Source organism: Paenibacillus sp. PDC88, assembly GCF_900106725.1.
GTDB classification, from domain to species: domain Bacteria; phylum Bacillota; class Bacilli; order Paenibacillales; family Paenibacillaceae; genus Paenibacillus; species Paenibacillus shunpengii.
Genome location: NZ_FNNT01000003.1, coordinates 532947 through 552419, shown reverse-complemented (window position 1 = coordinate 552419; position 19473 = coordinate 532947). Strand labels below are relative to the sequence as shown.

General features: G+C 48.8%; 13 protein-coding genes. 12 read left to right on the top strand and 1 reads right to left on the bottom strand.

Annotation, left to right across the window (positions count from 1 at the left end; genetic code table 11):
• Positions 1 to 395 precede the first annotated feature (395 nt).
• The 8 genes from BLW49_RS13050 to BLW49_RS13015 all read left to right on the top strand — a co-directional run bounded on the left by BLW49_RS13050 (position 396) and on the right by BLW49_RS13015 (position 10136).
• Positions 396 to 1682: an adenylosuccinate synthase gene (locus BLW49_RS13050; protein ID WP_047912588.1), complete on the top strand. Its 1287-nt coding sequence runs from the start codon at positions 396 to 398 to the stop codon at positions 1680 to 1682.
• 287 nt (positions 1683 to 1969) lie between these two features.
• A complete protein-coding gene (locus BLW49_RS13045) occupies positions 1970 to 2737 on the top strand; it encodes a prolipoprotein diacylglyceryl transferase (RefSeq protein WP_090725029.1) in 768 nt (255 codons plus the stop codon).
• Positions 2738 to 3040: 303 nt separating this feature from the next.
• Positions 3041 to 4519 carry a M23 family metallopeptidase gene (locus BLW49_RS13040; RefSeq protein ID WP_076314166.1) on the top strand — a complete coding sequence of 493 codons (1479 nt, stop codon included), beginning with the start codon at positions 3041 to 3043 and terminating at the stop codon, positions 4517 to 4519.
• A gap of 165 nt (positions 4520 to 4684) precedes the next feature.
• On the top strand, positions 4685 to 5410 hold the full coding sequence (gene yycF, locus BLW49_RS13035) for a response regulator YycF (protein ID WP_090725027.1): 726 nt from the start codon (positions 4685 to 4687) through the stop codon (positions 5408 to 5410).
• Complete coding sequence (gene walK / locus BLW49_RS13030; RefSeq protein ID WP_076314168.1) at positions 5411 to 7234, top strand: cell wall metabolism sensor histidine kinase WalK; 1824 nt, start codon at positions 5411 to 5413, stop codon at positions 7232 to 7234.
• Positions 7235 to 8515, top strand: a complete 1281-nt coding sequence (locus BLW49_RS13025) for a YycH family regulatory protein (RefSeq protein WP_076314169.1) — start codon at positions 7235 to 7237, stop codon at positions 8513 to 8515. It abuts the gene before it with no gap.
• A 60-nt stretch (positions 8516 to 8575) separates the two neighbouring features.
• Entirely contained in the window at positions 8576 to 9316 is a 741-nt protein-coding gene (gene yycI / locus BLW49_RS13020) for a two-component system regulatory protein YycI (RefSeq protein WP_090725026.1), read from the top strand.
• Positions 9317 to 9329: 13 nt separating this feature from the next.
• Complete coding sequence (locus BLW49_RS13015) at positions 9330 to 10136, top strand: MBL fold metallo-hydrolase (RefSeq protein WP_076314171.1); 807 nt, start codon at positions 9330 to 9332, stop codon at positions 10134 to 10136.
• On the opposite strand, the gene BLW49_RS13010 is transcribed toward BLW49_RS13015, so the two are convergent.
• Positions 10105 to 10311, bottom strand: a complete 207-nt coding sequence (locus BLW49_RS13010) for a hypothetical protein (RefSeq protein WP_076314172.1) — start codon at positions 10309 to 10311, stop codon at positions 10105 to 10107. The two genes, BLW49_RS13015 and BLW49_RS13010, sit on opposite strands and share 32 nt — an antisense overlap.
• Before the next feature lie 374 nt (positions 10312 to 10685).
• Here BLW49_RS13010 and BLW49_RS13005 point away from each other — a divergent pair, with 374 nt between their 5' ends.
• The 4 genes from BLW49_RS13005 (at position 10686) to BLW49_RS12985 (ending at position 19402) form a co-directional block, all read left to right on the top strand.
• Complete coding sequence (locus BLW49_RS13005) at positions 10686 to 11927, top strand: S1C family serine protease (protein ID WP_090725024.1); 1242 nt, start codon at positions 10686 to 10688, stop codon at positions 11925 to 11927.
• An 804-nt stretch (positions 11928 to 12731) separates the two neighbouring features.
• A complete protein-coding gene (locus tag BLW49_RS12995) occupies positions 12732 to 12899 on the top strand; it encodes a CxxH/CxxC protein (RefSeq protein WP_076314175.1) in 168 nt (55 codons plus the stop codon).
• Positions 12900 to 13160: 261 nt separating this feature from the next.
• Positions 13161 to 16403 carry a glycosyl hydrolase 53 family protein gene (locus BLW49_RS12990; protein ID WP_090725021.1) on the top strand — a complete coding sequence of 1081 codons (3243 nt, stop codon included), beginning with the start codon at positions 13161 to 13163 and terminating at the stop codon, positions 16401 to 16403.
• A 95-nt stretch (positions 16404 to 16498) separates the two neighbouring features.
• Positions 16499 to 19402, top strand: a complete 2904-nt coding sequence (locus BLW49_RS12985) for a glycoside hydrolase family 3 protein (RefSeq protein WP_090725020.1) — start codon at positions 16499 to 16501, stop codon at positions 19400 to 19402.
• Positions 19403 to 19473 lie beyond the last annotated feature (71 nt).

Genomic DNA, 19473 nt, shown 5'->3' with positions numbered 1-19473 from the left:
CAATCCACTTCTCGTGTGCTGATTGCACCGTGGGGAGTGGATTTTATCATTTTAAGCGGAGTTGTCCAGCAAATCCCGAACGATAAATTTTACTTATAATTTAATGTTCGCTTTTTTATTTGACTTTGATAGGAGTGACTGGTACACTTGAATTGCTGCTTTTTGAGGTAAACCTTACAGCAACAGTCATTTCCTGAGGGGAATGGCGATTAAGGTAGGGCTTTTTGCCGTGATATGAGGGCGGTTCGTAATCTTGTGAAAATCTAGGACATTCGAATGTCTGCGAGAGCTGCAGTCATGAAGTGGCTGCGATATAGAAATCGTTAATTAATGTATATTTAAGTTCAAGTGTTAAGAAAATAAGGAGTGCAAAAGACACTCACGGGGGAATGAACATGTCAACAGTAGTCGTTGTGGGTACACAATGGGGAGACGAAGGCAAAGGCAAAATTACAGATTATCTTGCGGAAAGCGCCGATGTGGTGGCACGGTACCAGGGTGGTAACAATGCCGGTCATACCATTCTGATTGACGGTAAGAAATACAAGCTCAGCTTGATTCCATCCGGTGTTTTTTATGAGGATAAGAAGTGTGTGATCGGGAACGGTATGGTTGTCAATCCAGCCGCTCTATTGGAAGAGATCAATTATATTCATGAGAACGGCTTCTCCACGAAGAATCTGGTCATCAGTGACCGTGCTCATGTCATTATGCCATATCATATGGTGCTGGATGCACTTGAGGAAGATCGCAAGGGTCCTAATAAGATCGGAACGACACGTAAGGGAATCGGCCCTGCGTATATGGATAAAGCAGCCCGTAACGGTATCCGTATTGCTGACCTGATGGATGCTGAGGAATTCGAATTGAAGCTTCGCCATATGGTGAAGGAGAAGAATCAAGTGATCGAGCAAGTGTACGGTGCAGAGGCGCTGGATGTAGAAGAGATTTTGCAACAGTATCTGGAGTATGCGGAACTTATTCGTCCATATGTAACGGATACTTCCGTTGTTCTTAACGATGCGATTGATGAAGACAAGAAGGTGCTCTTCGAGGGTGCACAAGGGGTTATGCTGGATATCGACCAAGGTACTTATCCGTATGTAACGTCCTCCAACCCATCGGCTGGCGGTGTATGTATCGGTTCCGGAGTCGGCCCGTCGAAGATCAGTCAAGTTATCGGGGTAGCGAAATCCTACACAACACGTGTCGGAGATGGACCATTCCCTACAGAGCTGAATAACGAAGTAGGAGACTATATTCGCGAGAAAGGTCATGAGTATGGTACCGTAACTGGACGTGCTCGCCGGGTGGGCTGGTTTGATACGGTAGTGGTTCGTCATGCTAGACGTGTCAGCGGTATTACCGGGCTGTCTCTGAATTCTCTTGATGTACTTACAGGTCTGGATACCGTTAAGATTTGCGTCGGATACAAGTATCGCGGTGAGTTCATTACTCATTATCCGGCAAGCCTCAAAATGCTGGCAGAATGTGAAGCTGTATATGAAGAAATGCCAGGCTGGAGCGAGGACATTACCGGAGCGAAGACACTCGAAGATCTGCCAGAAACGACTCGCAATTATGTGAATCGTGTATCGGAGTTGACAGGTATTCCAATCGCGATCTTCTCCGTTGGCCGTAATCGTGAGCAGACGAATCAAGTACTGCCAATCTACGTTTAATCTATAGACAACTAAAGGTTTACTTCATATCTAGATCCAGAATCCCCATCCCTTCTTGTATAGAAAGGATGGGGGTTTTTGGTATGCTTTCCTGAATTAGCGTTAGTACTGCTGTGAAAATATGAAAATTCGAAGGATAGAATAGAGAGAAATACGTCAATACTGAGGCTATAGCCTTCTTCGGGATGAATCAGACAACGTAAAATTAACGATTGACTGAAGCATCCAGCTCATCTGCTAGATTAGGCGGCGAAGAGGGGAGATAGATAGGAGGAGGCGTAAACATAATGAAATGGCTAAAATGGACGGGGCAGCTCCTGCTGACCGTCATCCTGGTGAGCACTCTGACTCTGCTGACAACAGGACTAATTGTGCAATCTTATATTTCATCACTGCTGGCCAGCTTCAATATCACGTGGGAAGGCGCGCCGAACAATCTTGCTGCGGTGTTTCAAGGTGCGATGGGTATGAATCAGACATCAGACACTTCCGAAAGCACAGAGCCTAATTCGGATACAGCTTCTGTTGGCAGTATGAGCCCAGATCCATCCCAAAATGGAATGGATGGCAAAGCAGATTCTGATGCTAGTGCAGGCGATGAACCGAGTCAAACAGACGGGACGGATACAAGTCAGGCTGATCCGAACAATCCCGAATTAAACAGTGAGGAAGAAGGGAGCAGCGAAACAGACAGTGAAGTTGCTGATGGAGGGGAATCAACAGGCAGTCCATCAGGAAGCTCGTCTGAGACTCCTGAGACCCCTTCCTCAAGCACAACAGAAGAAGGGGCCGAGGCAGGTACAGCTGAACCGGATGACCAGATGGTCATGACACCAGAAGACATTACAGATCAGAAGGACTCCATCTCCACCGAGGATAAGACAGCGGTATTCGAGCTGCTCATGAATAAGATTCCTGCCGATGAAATGCAGAAGATCTCTAGTACGATGGAAGGCGGTTTGACAGAGACAGAGCTGCAGAACATGGAGCAAGTGATTGCAAAATATTTAACAGAGGAAGAATATAATGAGCTGATGGCCGTATTGACACCTTAAAGGAAAGTTCAGGAAACCCGCGCTTTGCGCGGGTTTTTGGTATGTTTTGGTGAGTTGATCTAGGACTTCCGGCTGTGGTAAAGTAAACAAGTAAGCAAAAGGTTAAATTTTTGATACTATTTAGCAACCTTTTATTCATATATCTAAGTAATCAAAGCGATAAGTGAGGACTGAACGTTCGATCAAATCATACATATCGTTTACCGCTTGGATTGTAACTACGAATAAAAAGGCTCATAAGTGATGTAATGGAGTGCAATAATATAGCTTGAACTTTTAAAGGGCAGAGAAAAGGAGAAAATCATGAGCAGTATGAAAGACAACATGAAGAGCTCTGACAACTCGTTACCGAAAAAGGAGTTATCCAAGCCACGTAAATGGCTTCTTGTAACGGCAGCAGGATTATTTGTTACCATGTCAGCAGGCTTTGCGAGTGAAACGTATGTAACTGCAAATACGATCCCTTATTACAATGTTTATGTTAAGGGAGAGCATATCGGAGCAGTCAAAAGTGAAAATGAGCTATCGAAGCTGTATGAGAGTAAAATAGAACAGCTTCAGCAGCAATATCCCGATGCTCTTATGCAGCTGGACATCAGCGACGTTGAGCTAAAGGAAGAGCAGGCATACAAGCCTGAGATCGACAGCGAAGCCACACTCAATAAGCTGAACGGGTTACTGACCGGTTATGCGGAAGGTGTTAAGCTTAAGATTGATGGCAAGACGATAGGGATTGTAAAAGACCAGAAGACAGCGGATCAAGTCATCCAGAATGTTAAAAATAAATATATTACAGCTGAAGAAAAAGCAGCTGAGTCCGCTTCTAAGATCAGAACAGTAGCTGCGCTATCTTCCGATAGTTCACAAGCTCCTGAAGGGGAGCAGGTCAGCCTGGAATCCGTCGAGCTTGAAGAGCAGGTCGTGCTTAGTGAAGTGAAGACCGATCCGAGCAAGGTCCTCTCCAGTGACGAGGCGATTGAACGACTGACGGAGGGACAAGAGCAGAAGACGGTGTACGTGGTGAAGGAGGGGGATACCCTGAGTTATATCGCCCAGCATCACAACACAACGATCGCTGCTCTCAAGCAGCTGAATCCTGAACTAGAAGAAGACAGTCTTCGGATCGGGGAAGAGCTGACGCTTGTAATTCCAAAACCACCGCTTACGGTAACGACGGTCGAGAACGTAGTCGAAGAGATCGAGACGGAACCACAGGTAGAGATCCGTCAAACAGACGAACTCGAGTCAGGTGTTACCAAGGTCGTACGGGAAGGACAAACCGGGCTCAAGCAGGTCGAGTATCGGATTACTAAAGAAAATGGCGAATTGGTAAAAGAAGAATGGCTCGGTCAGGAAGTTATAGAGGCTTCAGTATCTAAAGTCGTTCTCCAAGGGACCAAGGTGACGGGTGAAGGCAGCGGCATCTTCAAGTGGCCAGTAGTCAACGCGACGATCACCAGCGGCTTCGGCGAACGCTGGGGCAAGCAGCACAAAGGCATTGATCTCGTGGGTAACAGATCCATTACCGCTTCTGACGAAGGAGTTGTAACCTTTGCAGGACAGCAAAGCGGCTATGGTAACGTCATTATCATTAATCATCGTAACGGATATGAGACGGTGTATGGTCATCTGGACAGCATTGGAGTCAAAGAAGGACAGATTGTTGATCAAGGCCAAAACATTGGAATTATGGGGAATACGGGACGCTCCACAGGTACACATCTTCACTTTGAAATCAAGAAGAATAGTGTAGCGCAAAATCCGATGAAATATCTCCCTTAAAATAGGAAAGCATGATCTGTATAGACACAGATCATGCTTTTTTGATGAGCAGAGGAAAGAGCCCTTTTCACCTAGTGAAGTTGCCAGTTTAGGTATGTTAGAATGAGAATACGATTATAAAAAAGGCGGTTATAGAAGACGCAAAATCAAAGGTGGGGCGAACGGATGCAGGGAAAGATTCTAGTGGTCGATGATGAACAGCCGATTGCAGATATCCTGAAATTTAATTTAGAGAAAGAAGGATACGAGGTTATCTGTGCATTTGATGGCATTCAAGCAGTTGAGCTCGCTCTATCCGAAAGACCGGATTTAATCCTGCTTGATCTGATGCTCCCTGGCAAGGATGGAATGGATGTATGCCGGGAGGTGCGGGCTCAGCTGGAAACCCGGATTATCATGCTCACAGCAAAGGACTCCGAGATTGATAAAGTGCTTGGGCTTGAGCTGGGAGCAGACGACTACGTGACGAAGCCGTTCAGCACACGCGAGCTGCTCGCAAGAGTCAAGGCACAGATGCGAAGACAGCAGAAGTCAGAGACAGCAGCGGAGCCTCCGCAGACAGAGGAAGAGGCACAGGGTCTGAAGCTGCACGATCTTTATTTTGATACAGATATGTATACAGCCTACAGAAATGGACAGGCTCTTGATCTTACACATCGAGAGTATGAGCTGCTCTATTATATGGCCAAGAACGCAGGCAAGGTCATGACAAGAGAGCATTTGCTTCAGGCGGTATGGGGATTTGAATACTTTGGCGATGTCCGCACAGTCGATGTGACGATCCGAAGGCTGCGGGAGAAGATTGAAGAGAATCCGAGCAAACCGGAAACGATTGTTACCCGCCGAGGACTGGGGTACTTGATTCGGGGATCGAAGAACGGAGTCTTGTAGATGAAATGGACCTCTTATTTCCGCACGGTGCAGGCGAAGCTGATCATTGTATATGTGCTGCTTATTCTGGTGGCGATGCAGCTGATCGGGGTTTATTTTGTCAGTGCGATGAAGACTTCACTCACGAGCAATTTCACAGAGGATTTGCATGCGCGAGCTGAAATGCTGTCTGTTCTGGTTGCTGAAGCGCTGGTTACAGGTGACAGTGAGGGAGAAGAGGACAGCACAGAGAATCTGGGCACGCTCGTCAACAATCTCTTTAACATCAACGGAGCCGAGATTCAGGTGCTGGATGCAAGCGGACGGGTATTAACAACGACGCTCAGCTCACATAACGATTATATCGGACGCAAGAACACGCAGACGGTGGTAAGCCGTGCATTGCAAGGAATCCGCGACAACGAAGAAAACATAATTGACGAAGATAATGTCCGCAAAAAAGTCGTAGCCAAGCCCGTTTCCTCTGGGGGCAAAATCGTAGGTGCTGTGTATATCGCGGCATCGATGAATGAGCTGTATACGACAATGGAGCGGATTAATAACATATTTATCTCCGGGGTGCTGATTGCACTTGGACTGACCGCTGTACTGGGCGTCATTCTGTCACATACCATCACAGCCCCTATCAAGGAGCTTACACGCAAGGCCAACGCCGTGGCAGAAGGGGATTTCAGCACCAAGATGCCTGTGCTCGGCAAGGATGAGATCGGGCAGCTCAGCAGCACCTTTAACTATATGACGAGCCAGCTCAGAACGGCACTGTCTGAGAATGAAGAGGAGAAGGACAAGCTGTCTTCTATTCTGGCAAATATGAGTGACGGCGTAATCGCTACCGATGAGCTCGGCCGGATCATTCTGGTCAATAAACGGGCAAGCATGATGCTGGGCCGGGATGAAGCTGCGATGAGCGGCAGGCATTTTGCAGTCGTACTCGGGCTTGAGGTTGAAGAAGCAGAGACGATGCTGAGCGGAATTACCGCGTCAACACTGCTTCAAATCCAGCCATCTGGTCAGAACGATTCGGTGGTGATTCGGGTTACCTTCACACCGGTGCAGCGGCGCGATCAAGAACGAACAGGGGCCATTATCGTGCTGCAGGATGTTACCGAGCAGGAGGAGCTGGAGGCATCCCGGCGAGAATTCGTGGCCAACGTGTCTCATGAGCTGCGTACACCGCTGACGACGATTAAGAGCTACGCAGAAGCGCTGGATGATGGAGCCATTGAAGATCCGGAGCTCGGAGGACGATTTGTTGGGGTTATTCAAAATGAAACCGAGCGTATGATTCGGCTTGTCACGGACCTGCTTCATTTATCCCGGCTTGATTCCAATGAAGCACCGCTGCGGAAGCAGCCGACCGTGATCATGGATGTGCTGGATGAGGTAGCCGACCGGTTCTCCTTCCAAATGCAGCAGAAGTATATGAATGTGGCGGTTATCGTGGACCAGGATGTACCGGAGGTGCCGCTGGACCGGGATCAGATCGACCAGCTGCTGGATAACCTGGTATCCAATGCGCTGAAGTACTCGCATGAGGGCGGCAGCGTTACTTTATCCGCGACTCATATGGGAGATACGGTCGCTATATCCGTGGAAGATACCGGAATCGGCATACCGAAGAAGGATATTGACCGTATTTTTGAACGATTTTATCGGGTTGAGAAGGGGAGATCGCGCAGTATGGGTGGAACGGGTCTTGGACTATCTATTGCACGCGAGATCGTCAAAGCCCATGGGGGAGACATTGAGCTGGAATCGGAGCTGGGCAGAGGGACGAAGGTCACCTTTACACTTCCGCTGGAGCAAGAAGGGAGTGAGCTGTAGATGAAGGAAAGATTCAAGACGATCGTACTCGCAATCTTGATCACCGCAAGCTTGTTTCAGAGCTATTTTCTCATCTACCGGCTGCCAGGCAGCTATTCGGTTGTTACGAGCGATTCCAATTATATCAAGACGGAGAATATGGGTCAGGAGCAGCGAATCGAGAATCTGATCTTCCCTGATCACATGGTTATTCATATGGGTGAAGACCGGCACACACTTTTCTACCCAGAATCGACCTTCTATCAGCTGATTTATTCGCGGCTTGCCGGGCGCAGCTTCGGAGAATTTCAGAGACAGAGTGTGAGCTCGGAGAACTGGAATGAGCTGAAGAAAGAGAATCTGGGAATTGAGCTGTCGTTCGAAGGCGGGATGCCGGTGGCACTGCTGCAAAGAGTGATGCAGCTCAGCAGTGATCCATTATTTGAAGCTGAAACAATCAATAAGATCTGGATATATACAGATAGTGATGACAAGGCACGTGCCTTGTTCTTTAGTTCACAGGGCGACGTGGTGTACGAAGCTGCCGATGTGGATCTTACAGTTCAGGATATTAAGCAGCATGTCGACTTCGGGGCAGGCTGGACTCCCTACAAGCTGACTAGTGGAGGATATTATCTTCCTGAAGAAGCACTGGAGATGGTTCAGGCCGAGCTGGGGACCCAGCAGTACACGGTGGAGCAGATGCAGCGAAGCCTGTTCTTCGATCCCAGCATGACACGGAACATCCAGGAGAAGGATGGATCAGAAATCTATACGGACAGCAAGCGTAGTCTTCAGGTGAATTTCAATCAGCGCTGGGTCAGCTATAATGACCCGGCAGCCGTACAGGCGAGCGAGGGTGATCGGACAAAGGATACTCTTGCGGCGATTGATTTTGTTAATCAGCATGGGGGATTTAATGGCACGTACCAGATGCAAATTGACTCAGATGGAGACAGCACGGAGGTCCATCTACTCCCCTATTACGAGAGTTATCCGGTGCTCGATTTGCCGGAGTATGGATATGAGCATATGCGTCTCGAGGTTCAGAAGGAGCTCGTATCCACATATGAGCGTTCACTGCTGTATCTTAATGAAGCTGAGGAGCTCGGCAAGGAGATGGTGCAGCTTCCTTATGGGGACGAGCTGGCTGAACAGATCAAGGCGGCAGCAGGCGAACAGCAGGTTATCAAGCTAAATCCGGCTTATCAGCCGGTCGTATCAGAGGCTGGAATGAAGCTGGTTCCCGTATGGGAAATCACGCTGGCCAGCGGTCAAGTGAGTACGATTCCATCTTCTTGATGTGCTTCCACTACCCTGGACTTGTGCTGTCAAAGGTCTATAATGAAATGAGGTGAGGAAATGGATTGGGGCCGTGCTAAGAATGTGTTAATCTATGCTTTTTTACTGCTGAATCTGGTACTCGGATATCAGCTCTGGATGGATGCGCGGGAAACTGCGGGCTCAAGTCTGGACTTCACCTCGCTGGGAGAGAGCACACAGCGGCTCATGGAAGAGAAGGGAATCGAGATTCTCGCTCCCATTCCAAGTGAAACACCTGCCATGCCCAAGCTCACCTATCGGTATGTGAATGGAAGCAAGGCAGCAAAGCCGATTCAGCTGGAAGAGCCGATCGACAGCAAGCTGATCTTCTCTGAGCAGGAGATGCAAGCAGCGCTGCAGCCATTTATTAAGAACATTGCGGAATATAAGCTCGATCCGCTGGCCAATCCAGACGTGCTGGATCGTTTCATCCTGCATCCGCTGGCTGAACAGAAATGGCCGTTGTTTCATGTGGACCTGGCACTGTATTATTCCAATCAAAAAATAACGGCTTATGAGCTGTCACCGATTGAAATGTCGACATTTGAAGAAGAACAACAGGTGCTTCCGGCTTCGAAGGCGCTTGGCACATTGGTTGAATTATTCTTGCCCGATGAAGCCGTCGTTCAGGATATTGAGCTCGGATATTATGGAGAGGAGTTCAACTCGGACAGCCAGGTCGCAGCCCCTGCATGGCGATTCGTGCTCGAGAGCGGGCAGCAGTATTTTGTGCAGGGCATTAGCGGAGAGGTTATTAGTCCGAAGTCAGATAAACCGTAAGGAGTTTTAAGCTATGGGGATCGCTTTTACCGTATTGTCGAGCGGTTCGACAGGCAATGCGACTGTCGTGCGTAATGAGGATACTGCTTTATTAATAGATGCTGGCCTGAGTGCCAAACGAATAGATGAGCTGCTGCTTGAACGGGACATGCTTGGGTCTCAGCTGGATGGAATCTTGGTAACGCATGAGCATTCTGACCACATTCGAGGACTAGGCGCAGTGGCACGTAAATATAATTTACCGATCTATGCAAACACGAATACCTGGAAGGCGATGCACAAGGCGCTTGGCAAAATTCCAGAGGAGAACATCAGGATCATGGAGAGCGGAGAGGTCCGTGAGTTTGAGTCACTGCGTGTGGAATCTTTCGGGATCTCTCATGATGCAGCCGAGCCGGTGGGTTATTCATTTTATGATGGCAAGGAGAAGCTGAGTGTAGCCACCGATCTCGGTTATATGAGCGACAAGGTTAGACTTGCCATATCGGATGCAGATGTGCTCGTGCTCGAATCCAATCACGACATTGACATGCTTCGGATGGGACGGTACCCGTGGAATACGAAGCGCCGTATCATGAGTGATCTGGGACACTTGTCTAACGAAGCGGCAGGTGCGGCACTTAGTGAGCTGCTGAACGGCCGAACCAAACGAGCGTATTTAGCACATTTGAGCCGGGACCATAATATGATGGAGCTGGCGAAGTTGACCGTTCGCGGTGCGATGGAGGACCGGGGCTGCTTCTACAAGGACAGTGAATTTCAGCTGTGCGAGACGTATTATGACCGGCCTACACCGTGGGATAAGGTGGGCTCTCCATAAAGCTGTCGAGCTCGGCTGCTTTTTTCTCCACCTCTTCACGGGTCAGGATATTCTTCTCGACGAGCAGCTCGATGATTACACTGAGGGCGAGGGTATTGCGATAATGCTCTTCCTTCAGATCAGCCAGCTTGGCTGCCATTTGGATCTCTTCCATTGCAGAGTAGACACGATTCATGTGTAGACCTCCTTCTATTAATCTCTTTAATTCGGCTTGTATTCTATTGTAGTCAGGAGAGCATAGAATCATTCCTGTTTTTTCCTCTGTAACGAAATATAGAGCCGTGGTATGCTAAAAAGGCTGTTTGAATTGAACGAAAGACTGCTTGAATCTTCTAATTTTTGGTGAAATTAAGGTATATGTCTTATTGTTCGTTCTAGACGGGTCGTTGTGCTGGAAAAAGTTCCTAGAAACTTTTTGTGCAACGGAGGTGTCTAATATAGTAGTGTCTTGATTCATACATTTGATGATTTGATATATAACCATGTAACAAGTGTTAAGGCGAGAAGAACAGGTCTTGATGCGTAGTGATACGAAGGGGAGAGGATTTAATGGGTTTGTTTGATGACGAATTTTATTCCACCAAAGTATCGAAACGGGCCGGAAAATCGATAGGGCGGGTAAGATTCAGCCGTAAGAAATTCTGGCCAAAAACAGTAAGTACATCAGGGTCCTCCTCTCTTTCCATGCTTCAAGTTGCCATTATTAGCTCGGTGATTAGTGCGGTTGTATCTGTTGGTCTATTCGCTCTCGTTGCGATGCCGGGGGATGCTCAGACGGCCTTCTCCGGTACTTCACTTAGAACAGCGCAAGGTGATCCGTATGAACGCATTATTACTGCCGGTGACAAGGTAAGGCCTGCTGTTGTCAGTATTGTCAGCCATCGTGAGATCGACGGCTCCCGCATAGAGGATGCAGCTCTGGGATCAGGAGTCATCTTTAAGATTGAAGGCGATACCGCCTATATCATGACCAATCATCATGTTGTGGACAGTGGAGATAATCTGGAGGCTGTTACAGTGGATGGGGTATCCAAGGAGGCACAGCTCATCGGCAAGGACCGAATCAGCGATATAGCCGTACTGTCCATTGACAGTAAAGGCATCAATACAACGGTTGAGATCGGTGACTCGAAGCAGATTCGCCGGGGAGAAACCGTACTTGCGATCGGCAATCCGCTGGGGCTTGGCGGTACGATGACTTCGGGGATTGTAAGCTATACGAACCGAATGATCCCTGTATCGATTAACCAGGACGGAGTATATGACTGGGAGCAGAATGTTATTCAGACCGATGCTGCCATCAATGAGGGCAACAGCGGCGGAGCGCTGATCAACATGCAGGGTGAGCTGATCGGGATCAATACGATGAAGATTGCAGACATGGGGGTTGAAGGCCTTGGCTTTGCGATTCCGACAGAAGATGTGATGAAGATTGTGACCGATCTGATGGAGGATGGCCAAGTATCAAGACCCTTCCTCGGTGTGTACACAATTGATCTGTCGAGCTCCTATGCACCGCTTGACGAGGAGCAGCGCAAGGAGCTGAAGCTGCCTGATTCGGTAGAGGAAGGCGCTCTTGTACTGGAGTCATCCGGACCAGCGGGCGAAGCAGGACTTAAGCTGAATGATGTCATCGTTGAATTTGACGGAGAGCCGATCCAATCGACGATGGATGTGCGAAAGTATCTGTATGATAAGAAGAAGATCGGGGATGAGATGGTCATCTCTTATTACCGGGATGGGAAGCTGCAGGAAGCAACGGTGAAGCTGACCGATAAGCCGGTGGAATAATAGTGGAATGAGTGGTGAGAGTAGAAGTTTAGACAGCTTGCTCCTCACCATTTCGCTAGAGTCCGACATGATGATGTCGGACTTTTTTTATGTGGATCAAGATGTGAAGTCTCATAAGAATTGAATGAAGCTGCCTAGGCTGAGCTGCAGCTGGCTTAGTGGTAGACGACGAAGGCAGTCACGGTGTAAGCAGCACTGAAGATACATAAAGACAATGAGCGTAAATACTCTCTTGAGGGTCGATTGAGTTTCCATTCTTTAAACGCATTATAGGCATGAATCAGGGTAAACGCGAAAAATAGTAAGGCATTTGGCTGTTCCATGATATACACGCTAACCATGACAAGAGCCATCGAAATTATCGCACTTGCGATATCTATCCTCTTCAAGGTGGTTGTTTTCTCTATAGGCTCGGATCTGACTACTTCAAAGCTCCAGGAGAACAGAAAGTAATACAGCGCATTTAGAATAAAGAACGTAACTATCAAGAGAGAATTAAGATCGGAATGGATAGGTTTTCCCTCCTTTCGGAAATGGATCATTTCCTATTTTACAATAACTGGAACGGGATTTGAATTATCTGAATGTAGAACGAAGCACAGGTTGGAATAGGATATCTGTATGACATTGGGTGCCTGCGGGGAAAGATAGGGATAGGCTGGAACAGAATAAACAGATTAAGGGTTTATTTTCTAGGACAGGTATGGTAGAACAGGAGAAGGGGTTATTAATTTATGTATTGCATGAAGACAGAGGATGACCCCATATAAGAAAGGCCTCAAGACAGAAAGGATGCTTGAATGAATGTACACCGTATGTAAAGAGCATGTGGAGCATGCCATTGATTTGTTCGTCGATGAGTTCGAGGACGCACCGGATATTGTCGATCTGAAGGAAACCGAATTCTCGGATTGGGATCCGCCGGTGAAATGCTCCGAATGCGACAACAATGCGGAATTTCTGGTCGTGTAGCATCGTAGGAAGCTAGAGCTTGATGTTCATTATAGGGATGGGAGAAGAGCGTGTTACTGCGCTCTTTTTGTGTTTTATAGAGACCTTGTGCCAAAGTAGTTGCTTTAGCACACGAAATGTTCATTTATTATCCGTTCACGCCCGGCGCCCCCATTGATATATTATTTATAAAGCGCTTACAAAAAAATTCGATAGATTAATTACTAGGATCAGCATGAGTGTGCTTTTATTTTATTGGGATAAATGATGGGGGATGATTGAATGGGAAAAAGGATAGGCAGTCTTATATTGGCTGCGATGATGGGGTTTACGGGATTCAGTATACCGACTGGAATCGGAGGATCTGTGGCACATGCGAACCCACATAATGCGTACCTTATGAATGGCGGATATGAGTCTGATTTCTGGACAGATGGATCATGGAATATCGCTACTGACAATTGGAATACCGTGGATATTCAGCGGTTTGCCTATCAGGATGACTCCTATATTGAGGGGTTTGAAGGAGAGCATGCCTTTAAATACTGGATCAAGGATACGGCCACTGGGGAGCAGACAATTACGCTAACACAAACGGTTTCAAGCCTGCCTTCTGGTACCTATGAGTTATCCATTCAATCGATGGGTGGTGATGCTGCAGAAGCTGGCAGCGTAACCTTAATCGCTGGTCAGGATATGGGGGATGAAGTGCTTACGACGGGCTACAACGAATGGGGGAAGCTGCGTCTGCAATTCATTCTGGAAGAGGAGACTGCGAATCTGAATATAGGTGCAATCATCAGCGGTGCACCAAATTCCTGGGGATATCTCGATCAGGCCGAGTTAAGACAAGTGAGCACGGATACGACGAAGCCGGTAGATGCAGATATTTTTGTGCAAAAAGTAGAGGGGCTGTCTCCCGACTTCATCAAGGGAGTGGATATCTCCAGCATTATCGCGCTAGAGGAGAGTGGTGTCCAGTTCTATAATGAGGCTGGTCATACACAGGACATATTTACAACACTGCATGACGCAGGCGTCAATTATGTGCGTGTTCGGATCTGGAACGATCCCTATGACGCATCAGGCAATGGTTATGGCGGCGGTAATAACGACCTCGCTCGGGCGATTGAGATAGGTAAGCGGGCAACGGCTAACGGAATGAAGCTGCTGGTGGATTTTCATTACTCCGATTTCTGGGCAGACCCGGCGAAGCAGAAAGCGCCGAAGGCATGGGAAGGCCTGACCTTTGAAGAGAAGAAGGAAGCATTGTACCAGTATACAAAAGACAGCCTGGAAGTGATGCTGGCCGAGGGCATTGACATTGGAATGGTTCAGGTTGGCAATGAAACGAATGGACAGTTTGCAGGGGAGACGGAATGGTCACATATCAGCGAGCTATTTAATGAAGGAAGCCGGGCCATTCGAGAGGTGGATTCGGAAATTCTAGTTGCCCTGCATTTTACGAATCCTGAAACATCAGGAAGATACATGCACTATGCGGAAGAACTAGAGAGATATAATGTAGATTATGATGTGTTTGCAAGCTCCTATTACCCATTCTGGCATGGTACGCTGTCCAACCTGACGGCTGTCCTGACAGAGGTTGCCGACACGTATGGCAAAAAGGTCATGGTTGCCGAAACCTCATACACCTATACGGATCAGGATGGGGACGGACACGGTAACACAGCACCAAGCAATTCAGGACAAACCCTTGAGTATCCTATTACGGTTCAAGGACAGGCTACCTCGGTACGTAATGTCATTGAGGCAGTAGCCAAGGTAGGGGAAGCCGGCATTGGGGTGTTCTACTGGGAACCGGCATGGCTTCCGGTGGGTCCCAAGGATCAGCTTGAACAGAACAGAACGATCTGGGAAGCACATGGTTCAGGCTGGGCATCCAGCTATGCAGCGGAATATGATCCGCATGATGCCGGGAAGTGGTATGGCGGAAGCGCCGTTGATAATCAGGCGTTGTTTGATTTTGCAGGACATCCCTTGCCATCACTGAATGTATTCAAATATGTTCATACGGGTGCTGTGGCCCCGATTGTCATCGATGCCGTTCAGGACGTACACCTATCGGCTATCGCGGGCGAACCATTCTCATTACCTAGTGTAACAAGTGTAACCTACAATGATGGAACAACAGGGACCGTGACGGTAACCTGGGATGAGGCGCAGCTGGGTAATGCCATAACAGCAGGCCCTGGCAGCTATGTGATCGAAGGCACGGCAGAAGGCGGGCATAGCGTACAGGCATTTCTGCAGATTAAGAAGAGAAATTGGATCGTTAATGGAAGCTTTGAACAAAGTGACCGGAGCATGTGGAGTATTACCTATCCGGAAGGTGCAGTACCGCACACGGATTATCAGAATAATGCAATGGATGCCAAGACGGGCAGCTACTCGCTGCATTTCTATTCTGCAGATCAGGTGGATTTCAAGGCCCAGCAGACAGTAGAAGGTCTTGAGCCTGGTTACTACAATGTATCTATGAATCTTCAAGGCGGCGATGCGGCTAATCCGGAGATGTATTTATATGCGATCGTGAATGGGAATGAATTGAGAGCTGACACAGTGGTGAATGGATGGGTACAGTGGAGTACCCCTGAAATTAAGGACATTCTAGTGACAGAGGGCGAGATCACGATTGGTGCAGCCATAAAAGCGGATGGAGGCGCGTGGGGGACCTTGGATGATTTTTATTTGAGCTTCGAGCGTGCTTATGAACCGGGATCGGGGTCAGGATCGAATCCAGATCCAGAACCAGATCCAGAACCAGAACCGACACCAACTCCACAGCCGGCCGAAGATGCTGGAACAGGGACTTTACCTATACCTAACGGCTCCGCGGGTGAGAATGGGAATAGTCAGAACGACGATGAGAAGGAAACAGACGGAGATCTATCGGAGACAGAGGATAAAGAGGATACTCCTTTCCGGGATGCATATATAGCAGGTTATTCAGACGGCACGTTCCGCCCAGGTCAGGCCGTTACCCGAGCTGAGATGGCAGCCATGCTGTATCGGGTTCAGGCTGCAACAACTCAAACAGAGTATGCTGTGAGTTACAAGGACATCGATACATTTGGATGGGCTGGCACAGAGATAGAACAAATAACAAAGAGTGGTTTGATGTCCGGGTATCGGGATGGCACCTTTAAGCCGGGCCGCTCGATCACAAGGGCAGAGATGGCAGCGATTGTTGTTCGCTGGGCAGGTCTGGAGTCGAAGCTGACTCAAGGCAGCACAGCCACTATTTTTACGGATGCCATAAATCATTGGTCTGAATCCAACATCGCATTGGCTGCCGAGGCAGGATATATGATCGGAACAGCAGGCGGACCCTTCCATCCGGATCAGTATTTGACCCGAGCGGAAGCCGTAACGGTGATTAATCGCGTGCTCGGACGTTCTGGAGTAAACGATGTGCAGCAGCAGTTGTGGACCGATGTTCCGCGAAGCCACTGGGCATACCATGCGATTCAGGCGGCTTCAAACCGCATTCCGCAACTCTAATATTCTATGAAAACGCCTCTAATTATTCGGGTAGCCCCTATATGGGATATGTCATAAAATACGCTTGAGGGAGTCTACCCGAAGGAGGATTCAATATGTCGAGTACAACACAATATCCATTCCAGAACACTTCCCTTCCACTTGAAGAACGGGTAAATGACTTGGTTTCTCGCTTCACTTTGGAAGAAAAAGTGGGACTTATGATTCAATATCAAACGGCAGTAGAACGCCTTGGTGTGAAGGCTTACAAGCATGGTACGGAAGCAGCTCATGGTATGGCATGGCTTGGAGAAGCAACCGGATATCCGCAGCCGATCGGTCTCGGATGTACGTGGGACACGGACCTGATGCAGCGAATTGGAAGCGCAATCGGTGACGAAGCACGGGGCTTTTATAAGAAAAATCCAGAGATCAACGGTCTGACCTTATGGGCACCGACGGTCGATATGGAACGCGATCCTCGCTGGGGCCGTACAGAGGAAGCTTACGGTGAAGATCCGGTACTCGCCGGTAAACTCGCATCCGCTCTGGTTAAGGGAATGCAGGGTGATCATCCGAAGTATATGAAAGCGATTGCGACACTGAAGCACTTTATCGCGAACAATAACGAGGTTGGCCGCGGCGATGCATCAGTCAGCATTGATCCGCGTAATATGCGTGAGTATTATTTGAAAGCGTTTGAGATTCCGTTTAAAGAGGGCGGCGCTCAGTCCATGATGACAGCGTATAATGCTATCAACGGCGTTCCAGCTAACCTTAGCCCGGATGTCAACGCGATTGTGAAGCAGGAATGGGGCATGGACGGATTTGTTGTCAGTGATGCGTTTGACGTATCCGGTACGGTCCGTGATCATGGCTACCTGGAGACTTACAAAGAGGCTGTTGCTCGTTCCGTTAAGGAAGGCGGTATCGACAGTATTACAGATGACGGCGAGCTCATTAAGCAGTCACTTCGTGAAGCCTTAGAAGAAGGTCTGCTCAGCGAGAGCGATCTAGATGTGGCACTGCGTAATACGTTCCGCGTTCGTTTCCGTCTTGGTGAATTCGATCCAGAGGAAGGCAACCCGTATGCAGCGATCGACGAGTCGGTCATTATGCATCCAGAGCATGCCAAGCTGTCGAGAGAAGCAGCTGGCAAAGCCGTAGTTCTGCTCAAGAACGAAGGAAATATGCTGCCGCTGCAAGCAGATAAGCTGAAGAAGGTCGCTGTCATTGGCCCGCTCGGCGGTACGGTATATCGTGACTGGTACAGCGGCTCGCTGCCTTACGCAGTTACTCCGCTCCAAGGTATTCAGGATAAGCTGAGCAGCCATGGCGGTGAAACGACGTTTGCTGGCGGCACTGACCGCGTGAAGCTGAAAGCGAAGGACAGCGGACGCTATGTGCAGGTACGCAAAGAGGATCAGTCCTCTCTGGCTGCTACGGGTGAAGCGGCTGATCAAGCAGCCATCTTCGAAATGACCGATTGGGGCTGGGACAGCCACACGATCATCGCTGAAGACAATGGCCTCTATCTGACCACAGACGATCGTATTGTGAAGGCATCTGCAGATCAGATCTGGGAATGGTTTACGAAGGAAGTCTTCCTTGTTCGTCCTGAAGGAGAGAATGCCGAGCAGGTTACCTTCTCCACATGGAACGACACACCGGTTACCGTGAACAAAGACAGCGGTGAGCTGCTCGTGGGAACAGGCCGTGCGGAAGAGACTGCGAACGAGATTAATGTATCCGGCGCCGCTTCGGTAGCAGGCGGAGAAGAGAAGATCAGCGCAGACATCTTCGAGGTGGAGACGGTGACTGATAAATTTGCTGCAGCGAAGGAAACCGCAGCCGATGCAGACCTTGCTGTTGTATTTGTCGGTAACCATCCGCTCATTAACGGTAAAGAAACGATTGACCGTCCGGACATAACGCTTCCGGCCTCTCAAGAGCAGCTGATTAAGGAAGCACTATCTGTCAACCCGAATACGATCGTTGTTGTTGTCGGCAGCTATCCTTATGCTCTGAACTGGACAGATGAGCATGTTCCAGCGATTGTGTACACGACCCATGCAGGTCAAGAGCTCGGAAATGCAGTAGCGGATGTTCTCTTCGGTGATGTCAATCCAGCAGGACGTCTGAATATGACTTGGTACAAGTCGACAGATCAGCTGCCTGAATTCATGGATTACGATGTGATCAAGGGAGATCGTACGTATCAATACTTCCAGGGCGATGTGCTGTATCCATTCGGACACGGCTTATCCTACAGCTCCTTCCGCTATGATGAAATCAGTCTTGATCGGAATACGGTATCAGCAGATCAGGATCGCGAGGTAGGCATTACGGTGCGCATTACAAATACAGGAGAGCTTGCCGGTGAAGAAGTCGTGCAGCTGTATGGACATGCGGAGCAGTCTCGTGTGAAGCGTCCACTGAAGCAATTGCATGCGTTCGAGCGTGTGCAGCTGCAGCCGGGTGAATCTGCCGATGTAAGCTTCAAGCTTCCGCTGAGCGAGCTGGCGATCTGGGATGTTACCCGTGAGCGCTTCTGTATCGAGAGCGGCAGCTATACGTTCATGGCAGGGGCTTCGTCTGCGGATCTGCGAGTGAATACGGAGCTTAAGGTAGAAGGTGAAGTCATTCCACCGCGTGATCTGAAGCAGCCTGTAAAAGCGCTCAACTATGACGATTACGAAGGTGTACTGATTGGCGAATGTCATGAAGGTGGCAGCGCGGTTGAAGTGAAGGAGCAGTCCGGCTGGATCGTGTTCCAGGATGCTGAATTTGGTGAAGGTGTAAGCAGCGTAACTCTGCGTGCAGCAGCCCAAACGGCGGCAACAGCCGAGCTTCGTCTGCAAGGTCCGGAAGGCCCGGTGGCAGGAAGCGTAGAGCTTGATTCCACGGGAGCACAAGGATGGCGTGATTACACGGTGACAGTGGAAGGCGTGAGCGGGCGTCAAGACGTATACATCGTGCTGAGCGGCAAGACATCTCTAAGTACGATTCAATTTCAATAAATAAAATGCATAAGCCAGATTTCCTCACGATGAGGAGATCTGGCTTTATTTTTGTATAATTTCCCTAATAT